This window comes from Actinospica durhamensis, assembly GCF_018139695.1.
GTDB classification, from domain to species: domain Bacteria; phylum Actinomycetota; class Actinomycetes; order Streptomycetales; family Catenulisporaceae; genus Actinospica; species Actinospica durhamensis.
In genome coordinates this window covers 1-10,910 of record NZ_JAGSOG010000279.1, presented here as the reverse complement: position 1 = coordinate 10,910, position 10,910 = coordinate 1, and the positions used below count along the sequence as shown (strand labels likewise).

General features: G+C 72.8%; 8 protein-coding genes and 1 pseudogene. 6 read left to right on the top strand and 3 right to left on the bottom strand.

Annotated elements, in window-relative coordinates:
- From KDL01_RS33995 to KDL01_RS33985, 3 genes and pseudogenes are all read right to left on the bottom strand, one after another.
- A pseudogene (locus tag KDL01_RS33995) lies at positions 1–375 on the bottom strand (TerD family protein); the annotation flags it as partial.
- Positions 376–751: 376 nt separating this feature from the next.
- Positions 752–2,251, bottom strand: a complete 1,500-nt coding sequence (locus tag KDL01_RS33990) for a sensor histidine kinase (protein WP_212532793.1) — start codon at positions 2,249–2,251, stop codon at positions 752–754.
- Positions 2,248–2,934, bottom strand: coding sequence for a response regulator transcription factor (locus tag KDL01_RS33985; RefSeq protein WP_212532792.1), 687 nt, complete (start codon positions 2,932–2,934; stop codon positions 2,248–2,250). The genes KDL01_RS33990 and KDL01_RS33985 overlap by 4 nt, the downstream gene beginning before the upstream one ends.
- A 253-nt stretch (positions 2,935–3,187) precedes the next feature.
- Between KDL01_RS33985 and KDL01_RS33980 the strand changes: the two genes are divergently transcribed.
- The 6 genes from KDL01_RS33980 to KDL01_RS33955 form a co-directional block, all read left to right on the top strand.
- Positions 3,188–4,693: a DUF4192 domain-containing protein gene (locus tag KDL01_RS33980; protein ID WP_212532791.1), complete on the top strand. Its 1,506-nt coding sequence runs from the start codon at positions 3,188–3,190 to the stop codon at positions 4,691–4,693.
- A gap of 269 nt (positions 4,694–4,962) precedes the next feature.
- Complete coding sequence (locus KDL01_RS33975) at positions 4,963–5,709, top strand: NUDIX hydrolase (protein ID WP_212532790.1); 747 nt, start codon at positions 4,963–4,965, stop codon at positions 5,707–5,709.
- Positions 5,710–5,953: 244 nt separating this feature from the next.
- Entirely contained in the window at positions 5,954–7,840 is a 1,887-nt protein-coding gene (locus tag KDL01_RS33970; protein WP_212532789.1) for an ATP-binding cassette domain-containing protein, read from the top strand.
- 50 nt (positions 7,841–7,890) lie between these two features.
- Positions 7,891–8,601 carry a hypothetical protein gene (locus tag KDL01_RS33965; RefSeq protein ID WP_212532788.1) on the top strand — a complete coding sequence of 237 codons (711 nt, stop codon included), beginning with the start codon at positions 7,891–7,893 and terminating at the stop codon, positions 8,599–8,601.
- A gap of 308 nt (positions 8,602–8,909) precedes the next feature.
- Entirely contained in the window at positions 8,910–9,767 is an 858-nt protein-coding gene (locus KDL01_RS33960) for a FadR/GntR family transcriptional regulator (RefSeq protein ID WP_212532787.1), read from the top strand.
- Between the two features lie 550 nt (positions 9,768–10,317).
- Positions 10,318–10,910 (top strand): PAS domain-containing protein (locus KDL01_RS33955; protein ID WP_212532786.1); only part of this gene is annotated, 593 nt, incomplete at its 3' end.

The window sequence follows — 10,910 nt, the reverse complement described above, 5'->3', positions numbered from 1 at the left end:
GGGCTGCGCGACGTACGGGTTGGGCTGGGCGCCCGGCTGCTGCGGCGGCTGGCCGTACGGCTGCTGCTGCGGAGGCTGCGGCTGGCCGTACGGCTGCTGCGGCGCCGGGTAGGGCTGCTGCGGCTGGGCCGGGGCCGGGGCGCCGCCCGTGCTCGGCGGAGCGAGGTCGGTGGACGGCGGCTGGATGGCCCAGCTCTGTCCCGCGACGGACTGCGCGGACGGGCTGGGCGGTGCGGCCTGCGGGGCCGGGGCCTGCGGCGCCAGGGCCGCGTCGCCGTGCTGCGGCAGGACTGCGGCCGGCACCAGCTCGGCTTCCTGATCGGCGGCCCGGCCCGGCTGCTCGGGCGTGGAGGAGTGCTCTGGCGTCTCGGTCATGGCTGTACTTTCGGCTCGGCGGCTGAGAAGCCCCTGAGACTGATGCGAGAACTCGTTGTGGATCCGGGTTCCGTTACTGAAAAGAGACGCCGGAAACCTGGACGGGCTCCGGCGTCAGAGTTACGACACGGCCGAACGAGTGTCAGCGCGTTGCGCCGACCGAGTGATCTACTCCGAACGGGTGAAGCTACTCCGTCCGCGCTACCTGCGGCCCCGGATGGCCCTGTGGTGGCCCCTCGGCGGCCTGTCCACGGCCTGTCCACGGCTCCGCGGCCGCCGGCGTCCCGTCCCGGCGTCGAGGGCCGCCCTGTGCTGCCGTGGAGCCATCGGACGACGCCCGCCGGGCTCGCGGCCGGGCGCCGTCAGGCGGCCCGGCTCACCCGGCCGTGACCGCCCGGCGTCCGTCCGTCGGCACCGGCGAGCCCGGAAGCCACACGCCCAGCAGCGCGCCGCCGCTCGAAGCGCGGGCCGCCGCCACGCGTCCGCCGTGGTTCTCGGCGATCTGCCGCACGATCGCGAGCCCGAGCCCGGATCCGGGCGTGGCCCGCGCCTCGGGCGAGCGGTAGAAGCGCTCGAACACGTGGGCCAGGTCCGCCTCGGCGATCCCCGGGCCCTCGTCGGCGATCTGCAGCAGCCCGTCGCCGAGCGTCACAGTGACCGTGCCGTCCTCCGGCGACCACTTCGCCGCGTTGTCCATCAGGTTGGTCACCAGACGCTCCAGCGAGGCGGCGTCGCCGTCGAGGTACCAGGAGGACAGCCGCAGGTCGTAGCTCAGGCCCGGGGCCCGCCGCTGCACCCGCTCGGCGGCCCGCTCGACCACGTCGCGCAGGTCGAGCAGCTCGATCGCGTGCTCCGGCCGCTCGTCCCTTGACAGCTCCACCAGGTCCGCGATCAGCACGGACAGCTCCTCCATCTGGGCGCGCACGTCGTTCATCAGCGCGACCCGTTCCTCCTGCGGCAGCCGCTGGTCGTCCGGCGAGGCCACGGCCTGGGCGAGCAGGTCCAGGTTCGTGCGCATCGAGGTCAGCGGCGTGCGCAGCTCGTGCCCGGCGTCGGCGACGAGGCGTTTCTGGTGATCCTGCGACCGGGCCAAAGCCTCCAGCATCGTGTTGAAGTTCCGGGTGAGCAGGGCGAGCTCGTCGTCACCGCTGACCGGCAGCGCCCGCAGGTCGCCGGTGCGCGCGATGTACTCGGAGGCGCCGGACAGCCGCTCGATCGGGCGCAGCGCGGCCCGGCCGATGGCCACGCCGGCCGCGGCCGCGGCCGCGATTCCGATCAGGCCGACGACGATGGAGATGGTCGCCAGGGTGCTCAGCATGGACTCGGTCGAGGTCAGCGGCACCGCGACGGCCACCGCGGCGTCGTCGATCGAGGGATCCGGCACCGTGTACACCCGGTAGTTGACGCCCTGGTAGCTCAGGGTGCGCAGCGACGAGTCGAGCTGGCGCTGCGCGACCTGCACCTCGGGGGCGCCGTACGGGGCGAAGGGCTGGACGGTCTGCACCGAATTGCCCTCCATGACCTGGGTGGGCGGCGGATAGATGCCCTCCCCGGTGCTCAGCACGACCGTCACCCGGGCCCCGGTCACCACCAGGAGGTTCGAGGCCGCCTGCTGGGAGAGCTGGTCGGGCTCGGCCAGGTTGAGATGCGAGATGGTGGCCGTCTTCTGCTCGAGCTCGTTGTCCAGGTTCGAGGTGATCGTGTGGCTGATCGCGAGGTAGCTGATGAGCGCGCCGAGCGCCACGGACAACCCCACCGCGGCGACTACCAGCATGGTTATCCGCGAGCGGAACGAGCGGCGGCCCAGCCAGCGGCTGACCGCGTTCTGCCGTCCGGCCGTCGCGCCCGGGTTCGTCTCGAAGGGTGAGGTGCTCATGGCGCCGTCTCGCGCAGAGCGTAGCCGATGCCACGCACGGTGTGGATCAGGCGGGGCTCACCCTCGGCCTCGGTCTTGCGGCGCAGGTAGCCCACGTACACTTCGAGCGAGTTCGCGGTGGTCGGGAAGTCGAATCCCCAGACCTCCTCGAGGATCTGGGAGCGCGTCAGCACCTGCCGGGGGTGGCGCATGAGCAGCTCGAGCAGGTTGAACTCGGTCCTGGTCAGCCGCACCGTACGGGTGCCGCGGGTGACCTCGCGGGCCAGCGGATCGAGCGTCAGGTCCGCGAAGGTGAGCTGGCCGTTGTCGGCCGAGTACGCGGGCTGGGTGCGCCGCAGCAGTGCGCGCAGCCGGGCCAGCAGTTCCTCGAGGGCGAAGGGCTTGGGCAGGTAGTCGTCCGCCCCCGCGTCGAGCCCGGCCACCCGGTCGGAGACGGCGTCGCGCGCGGTGAGCACCAGGATCGGCAGGTCCTCGCCGGCCGAGCGCAGCCGGCGGCAGGCCTCGAGGCCGTCGAGGCGCGGCATCATCACGTCGAGCACCACCGCGTCCGGCCGGTTGCGGGCGATCGACTCGAGCGCGGCGAGGCCGTCGGAGGCGAGTTCCACGTCGTACCCGTTGAAGGCCAGGGAGCGACGCAGCGAGTCCCGGACCGCCTGGTCGTCGTCCACCACAAGAATCCGCATACGACCAGTGTTCTCCGTCGCGCTGAGAGCCTGCTGAGATCCGCTGAGATCTCGCCCACCGGGGCCAATGAGCATATTTTCCACTACTCCCTTCAAGCGATGACCTCTGTCCACAAGCGGGGTTTATCCACAGATTTGTCCAGGGCCCTCCCCAGACGGGTGCCCCCGGGGGATCTTGGTGGAGACGCCGCGTGACGGCCGACGACCGCCGAGGTCGGAACGGCGACGTGCCCCGAACGGAGAGGGAAGAGCGATGAACGACTGGACGCTGATCGAGGACGAGCCCGAGGTGCTCGCGGACCGGTTCGAGGGATTCCAGATCGCGGCCGGGCCCGAGACCGGCGGTCTCGAACTCGGCCAGGTCACCGTGCGGCTGAGCAGCCCCGGCGAGGTGGCCGCGGCGGTGCCGCACTTCTTCGGGTTCGCGCCGGACTACAGCGTCGTGCTGCTCGGGCTCACCCCGCACGGGCTCGGCGGCCGTGCGGCCCTGTGCCACGGCATGCGGGTGGACCTCGACGTGGTGGAACGCCACCCGAGCCGCTTCGCCCGCTGGGCGGCGAACCGGATGCTGGACGAGGGCGCGGTGGAGTCGCTGATCCTGATCTACCCGCGCTTCGGCGGGCCGGCCATCCCGGGGATGCACCAGCGTCTGTCCACCCTGCTGTGCGCCCAGTTCCGCAAGCTCGGCCCGCGCCCGCTCGACTCGCTGTTCATCGCGGGCGGCCGGTGGTGGTCGTTCCTGTGCGAGAAGCCCGACTGCTGCCCGCTCGAGGGCACCCCGATCAACGCGGCCGCCTCCGAGGTCGCGGCGCTGAGCACCTACTCGGGCCTGGTCGTGCTGCCGAGCCGGGCCGCGCTGGCGGAGAGTCTCCAGCCCTACCCGACGGACACGGTCGAACGCACGCGCGCTGCCTGCGTCGCCCTGGCGGACGAGCGGGCCTGGGCCCGCCAACGCGCGCAGGCGGAGGCGCAGGCTGCGGCGGGAGCGGGGACGCAGGCCGCGGCGGGGGCCTCGGCTGCGGCTCGGGAAGTGGTCGAGTCCGAGGTCGAGGCCGAGGTGGCGGCGCCGGTCGCGGTGTCCGCGGCGGCCGTCCTGGTCCGCCAGCGCGAAGCCGTGCACGACCGCCTGCCCTCGCACGGCCGTGCCCTGCACGAGCGGGGCACGGCGTATGAGCGCGGTGCGGGGGCGTACGAGCGTGGCCCGGCGGCGTACGACCGCTCCACCGGGCGCGACTGCGAAGCCGGGTACGAGCCGTACCTGGACCGGATCGCCCGTCTTCGTGCCATCGATCCGTCCCAGGGCCTGGCGCTCGACTGGGCGGAGGTGCGGGAGCTGTGGCGGCTGGCGGACCGGCTCGGCGGCGAGATCGCCGGACCGGGCTGGCAGCTCGAGGACGAGAGCGCGGCACGGCTGCTGCTCGGGCTGACCGACGTGCGCGTCCGGGACTACCTCGCCACCTGGTGTGCGACCGAACGGGCAGGTCAGGCGGTTGCGCTCGCGGTCGAGCTGGCCCGGCGGGCGGTCACGGCCGAGCAGGCGGCCGCGGGCTACTCGGTCGCGGCCTGGGCGTCGTGGGCGCTCGGCTGGGGCGCGTGGGCCTCGCTCACCCTCGAACGCGCGCTGGCCGCGGTGCCGGACTACTCGCTCGCCGTGCTGATCCAGGTGGGTCTGACGCGGGGTGTCGGTCCTTCACTGGTTCGGGTCGCGTCGCACGGCACGGCGAAGCGGCTGGCCGACATGGCCGAGGAACAGGGCTGAGGGGGACGGAGCCCCGGAGGGGAGGCTGCCGATCGAAGATTCAAGACCGGAGATCGGAGACCGGAGACCGGTGAACGGTGCATGTGAACGGAAACCAGGGATGAAAGGAGACGCCTGGCGAGGGCGGAGATCGGAAGAGAGCTAGGGCTCGACAACCACGGCGCGCGGCGCTCGGGTGGCTCGGGGGCAGCCCCGCGTACCCGGGCGGAGCACCGGGGTAGCCCCGGACGGCCTATTTATCGTCAGTAGGACGATATATGATGGCGGCCATGACCGAGTCCGAGCTCTACGACCCGGCGCGGTTTCCCGCGTTCGCCGTGACGGTGGACCTGGTGGTGCTCACCGTGCGCGATTCCCGGTTGTCCGCGCTGCTGATCCGGCGCGGCGAGGAGCCGTACGCGGGGCGCACGGCGCTGCCCGGCGGCTTCGTGCGGCCGGCGGAGTCGCTGGGTCAGGCGGCGCGGCGGGAGCTGGCGGAGGAGACGGGGCTGGCCGATCTGCCGGTGCACCTCGAGCAGCTGGCCACGTACGGCACGGTGGACCGCGACCCGCGGATGCGCGTGGTCTCGGTCGCCTACCTGGCGCTCGCGCCGGACCTGCCCGCGCCGACGGCGGGCGGCGACGCGGCGGACGCGCACTGGGTCGCGGTGGCCGATGTGCTGCCCGAGCTGTTCCCGGCCGCGCAGAACCGGGCCGAGGGCCACCCGCCGTTCGCGTTCGACCACGCCCGGATCCTGGCGGACGGGGTCGAGCGGGCTCGTGCCAAGCTCGAGTACACACCGCTGGCCGCCGCGTTCTGCCCGCCGGAGTTCACGGTCGGCGAGCTGCGCCGCGTCTACGAGGCGGTGTGGGGCGTGACGCTGGACCCGCGCAACTTCCACCGCAAGGTCACCGGCACCCCGGGCTACGTGCGTCCCGCGGGCGGAACGACGACGCGTCAGGGCGGCCGGCCCGCGCAGCTGTTCACGCGCGGCGACGTGACGCTGCTCAACCCGCCGATGCTGCGTCCTGCCTGATATGCGGCGTGGCGCGGCGGCGGAACCGGTCTGACGCTCCGTCCGGCGCGCTGCCCGACGGGAAGTCGCACTGCCTGACATGCGGTCAGGTCCGTGTGGTCGTCGGGTCGTCGGCCCGGCCGGGGCCATTGAGTGGCTGACAGCGTCGCCCGCTCAGGACAGGGCGCGCCCGACGGGGTGAATCAGCGTGTGTCGGGGCGTGTCCGCCGGGCTTTGCGTGATGATCGACGGCGACGATGGCTGAGTGATCGAGGCGATCGAGCTCACGACCCGTCGGCGCGGACGCCGGGCACTGGAGGCGGTCAGCTTCCAGGTTCGCCCGGGGCAGGTGACCGGGCTGCTCGGCCTGCCGGGAGCCGGAAAGACCGAAGTCCTGCGCCGGATGCTGCAGCTGGACCGGGGCGGCGGGCGGACTCTGTACGACGGGCGGCCGTTCCGGTCGCTCGCCTTCCCGATGCGCTCGGTCGGGGTGCTGCTCGACCCGCTCGCGGTGCATCCCGCCCGGACGGTCGGGGGCCACCTGCGGCTCGCGCTCTCGGCCGACCCCGAGTCGGCCCCGGCCGGACGGCGGGAGCGGATCGAGGCCGTGCTCGACGTGGTCGGGCTCACCGACCAGGTACGCACCAGGATCTTCGAGCTGACCGAGGGCATGACCGTGCGCCTCGGTATCGCGCAGGCCCTGCTCGGCGACCCGCAGGCGCTGCTGCTCGACGAGCCCGAATGCGGACTCGAACCCGAGGGACGGCCGTGGCTGGCCGCGCTCCTACGGGCGTACGCCGCGCAGGGCCGCTGCGTGCTGGTGACGGGTCAGAACACCGACGCGATGCTCGGCTACGCGGACCGGATCCTGGTCATGGACGCCGGTCGGCTCGCCGGCCAGCGCGCGACCAGGCAGGCCGCGCGGGAGCTGGCTGGCGACTGCGTCATCGTGCGGACCCCGCAGGTGCTGCGGCTGGCCGCGATTCTTGTCGCCGCGGGAGCTGAGCCGACTCAGCTCGACGGCGCTTGTCTGGAGGTGCGTGGCTTGGACCGGGCCAGAATCGGCGATCTCGCGTTCCGCAGCGAGGTGCCGCTGCACGAGCTGTCTGTGCGCAAGCCGGGTGAGGACCCGGTCATCGCCGTGCTCGAAGCCTGCCGCAGGCCGCCCGCCGTGGTGCCCGTGCAAGCCCCTCCCGCCGTGCGCGTACCCGAGGTCGCCCAGGCCATGGTCCGGATGCCGTTCGAGAGCGCGCTCGGAAGCGGCGAGGCGCACGGATTCGGTGGCGTCGGGAACGCGGGGCCGGCAGCCGGTTCGGGTTCGGGTTCGGGCTCGGGTTCGGTTTCGGCCTCGGGCGCGGCGAGTCTGGGTGTGGGTGGCGGCACGAGCCCCGGTGCGGGTGCGGGTGCGGGTGCGGGTGCGGGTGCCGGTGCGAGCGCGGCTGCGGGCACGAGCCTCAGTGCGGCCGCCGGTACGAGCGCGGCTTCGAGCACGAGCCTCAGTACGAGTACGAGTTCGAGTACGAGCGCGAGTACGAATGCGGGCGCGGATGCAGGTCTGGGCGTAGGCATCGGCGCGGTTCATCCACAGGCTGGGGACATGTACGAGGCCGATTCGTACGGCGTGAGTCCGTTCGGCGGGGGCTCGGCGGTGCTGCGTGTGTCGGCCGTCCCGAAGGCGGCGAGCCCGGAGTCGGCAAGCCGGACCACGGCGAGCCCAGACGTGGTGAGCTCGAGCCCGAGAGCTGCGAGCCCGGACGCGGTTGACCGTGGGATGGCGAATTCGGTGATCGGCGATCCGGGCGCGAGGAGTCCTTCAGCGTTCGAGTCGGAGGCGGCGGGCGGTAGCGCGGCGCCGATCACGTCGTCGGAGTTTGAGGCGCCGACTCGGCTGGTCTCGGTTGCCGTCGCTGCGCAGGCGTCAGAGCCGACGGAGTCTGCCGTTTCGGTGCCTGCTGCATCGACGGGTGCTTCGGTCGGCGCTCAGCCTGCGTATGCGCTGGAGTCTGAGCGAGAGTCCGTACGCGAATTCACCTCTGCCGGTGAACCCGGCTTCGGGTCTGGGCGCGCATATGACGGCGCGTCGGCATCCGCTTCAGCGTCAGCGTCGGCATCCACCTCAGGGTCGGAATCCGCATCGGAGTCGGCGCAGTGATCGCGGTGCGCGCGGTCCGCCGTGCGGTGAGGTACGAGGCGACGCGGCTGGTGACGAGGCGGTCCACGTTCGGGGTGGCGGGGCTCGGCGTGTTCGGGTCGGCGCTGGTGACGCTGCCGGCGGCACGGGCTGCGGTGACCTCGGGCGATCCGCAGGCGCAGGTGGGCTGGGTGGTCGGTGGCGGGGCCGCGGGCACCGTGCTGCCGGGGACGGCGGCCGTCCTCGCGGCGGCTTGGCTCGGGGCCGGACTCGTCGCCGAGGACTACCGCCACGGCCTCGGGCTCAGCACCTACGCGCGGCTGCCGCGTCGGGGCGCGGGGCTGCTCGGCAAGATCGTCGTCGCGGCGTGCATCGGGTTGGCTCTCGCCGTCGTCACGCGGGTCGCCGCGTTCCTCACCGCGCTCGGCGGCTTCGCGCTCGCGCACACCACTGCCGCCACCGGATCTGTCACACCGTCATACGTGATGATCCTGCCGAGCATCCCGGAGCTCTTCTTCGCGATGCTCGGGGGCGTGGTCGGTGTGCTGTGTGCGCCGCTCGTGCGGCTGCGGCTGCTCGCCGTCGGAGCGACGTGGGGGCTCTGTGCGGCCATCGCGGCGGTCACCCCGTACTCGAAGAGCCCGTACACGCAGCATGTGGCGCGGCTGTTCGCCCGCATCGGGCTGCCGGTCGCCCCATCGGCCGTCGCGCTGCCCGAACTCGCCCTCATCGGCCTCGCCATGGCCGCGATCATCGTCGTCCGCCGCCGCAGCATCGACTGAAGCAGCGGCGTGGGTCGGGGGGGCTGAGAAGTGTTGATCGCGGGGTGGGGCGGCGCCCGGGTGTGACGCCCCGGCTGTGCAAGGCAGTGGCGATCAAGGAGTCCGCAGACCCTCGCCGTCAAGGAACGCGGCCGGTCGTTTCCGGTCGCGCGGTCGCCGAATGGGTCGCCCGTTCGGGGCAGGACGCGCCACCAGACGCCACGGTAGCGGTGCGATTTTTCACTCTGAAGAGTGCTTTCCGTGACAATCATGGTTGGAGCCGGTGAAATCGTCTCAAGCCGACCTTCTGGAAAGCCGACCAGATCACCATGAACACCGCCACTGACAGCACCGGCCGCGTGATGACCGTGACCGTCCCCGTCGGCCGCTCCGCGGAACCGGTCGACGCCGCGCAGCTGCGCTCCCACGTGTCCGCCCCGGCCTCCCTCGTCTTCCCCCGCGCCGCGGCGCAGCGCGGACGTGGTCTGCACGGCCAGCTCGTCCAGCAGCTCGGCCAGATGATCGTGGCCGGCGAGCTCGGCTCGGACCGGCCGCTGGTGCCCGAGGAGATCGGGCACCGATTCGAGGTCTCGCGCACCGTGGTCCGTGAGTCTCTGCGCGTGCTGGAGGCCAAGGGACTGGTCTCGGCGCGTCCCAACGTGGGCACCCGGATCCGGCCGGTGCAGGAGTGGAACCTGCTCGACCCGGACGTCATCGAGTGGCGGGCTCAGGGCCCCCTGCGCGGCGACCAGGCCCGCGAGCTGGCCGAACTGCGCCAGGCCTTCGAGCCGCTGGCCGCGCACCTGGTGGCCGGGCGCGGCGCCGGGCTGCCCGAGCCGGTGCGGGTCCGGCTGGGCGAGCTGGCCGACATGCTCGCGGAGACCGCCGCCGCGGGCGACGCACCGGGCTACGCGCGGGTGGACGCCGAGTTCCACGCCCTGCTGCTGCAGGCCACCGACAACCGGATGCTCGAGCACCTGTCCGCGGTCGTCTACGGCGCGCTCGAGATCACCGGGGTGCGCGCGGGCTGCGAGGCGCTGCCCGCCAACGCCCGTGGGCACGAGGAGCTGGTCGAGAAGATCCTGGCGGGCGACGGTCCGAGCGCTGCCGAGCACGCTGCGACGCTGCTGGGCGCCGAGCCCCGCGCGGTCGGCACGCCGCGGCTGCCGGCCCAGCGCGAGCAGTAGGCACGCGGCGGGCAGTGGACACGGAGCGGGCGGAACCGCGCTGAGGTGGATCGGATAGGGGCGGGTCGGGTGGCGAGTGGGACCACCTGGCCCGCCGAGGCGTGGGGATGGCGCACGCAGGGTCGGGGGGAAGGCCCGGGATGGCGCACGGACCGTTGAGGGACGGCGCGAGATGGTGCACGGAGGGTCGAAGACTGCCCGGGATACTGCACGGACGGTTGAGGGACGGCCCGGGATGGTGCAAGGACAGTTGAAACGACGGCCCGGGATGGCGCACGGACAGTTGAACGACGGCCCGTCGGGCGCTGAGCGACGCGGGACGGCCCGCGAAATCAGTCTCGGGCGCCTGCAACCATCGAGCCTGATGACGCGTTATCAGGTCACCGGTCGACCGTCATCTGATGACTCGTCGGCCAGCGGCACTGAATACGAGTTCGAATCTGCGATTCTCATGAGAACTCGGGGATTTTCGGCCGATCACGGGGCGTGAAGCGACGGTGACGGCTAAGCTCGAAACTGCAAGGGGCTCGAACGGCGGCGGGAGACGTACGTGGCTCACGATCCGGCGCGGCGGGCGGCGGCGGTGTTGCCGCCGTTGGTCCAGCCCCTCCTGGACGCGCTATGCCGCGACACGGCGGTGGCGTTCGCTTGTTACGGGCCTGATCACCGCTATCTGGCGGTCAGTCAGGCGCTCGCGGACCTCAACGGCCTCTCGCCCGACGAGCACGTCGGGCGGCTGCCCACTGAGGTGCTCGGGATCGAGCTGGGGGCGCAGGTCGAGGCGGCCGCGGCGCGGATGTTCGCGGACGGGAAGGCGTATCGGGAGCCGGAACAGCGGCTCGACGGGGAACGCAGGGGCGCGGGTGGGCTCCGGGTCGGTGGCGAGCGGCTGACCACCGCCAACCGGCCGAGTGCCGCCGAGCGCCTCGGCGCGGCAGGCCTCGGCGTCGGTCCGGACAGGCTCGGCTCGGACGGGCTCAGTCCGGACGGACTCAACGCAGACAGGCTCGGCGCAGACGGTCTCAGCGCAGGCACCCTCAGCGCCGCAGACGGCTCGAGCACCTCGCACCGATCAGGCGCCCCGGGCCACCCGACCACCCAGAACCAGCTCGCCACCCCGGGCCACCCGGGCCACCCGAGCCC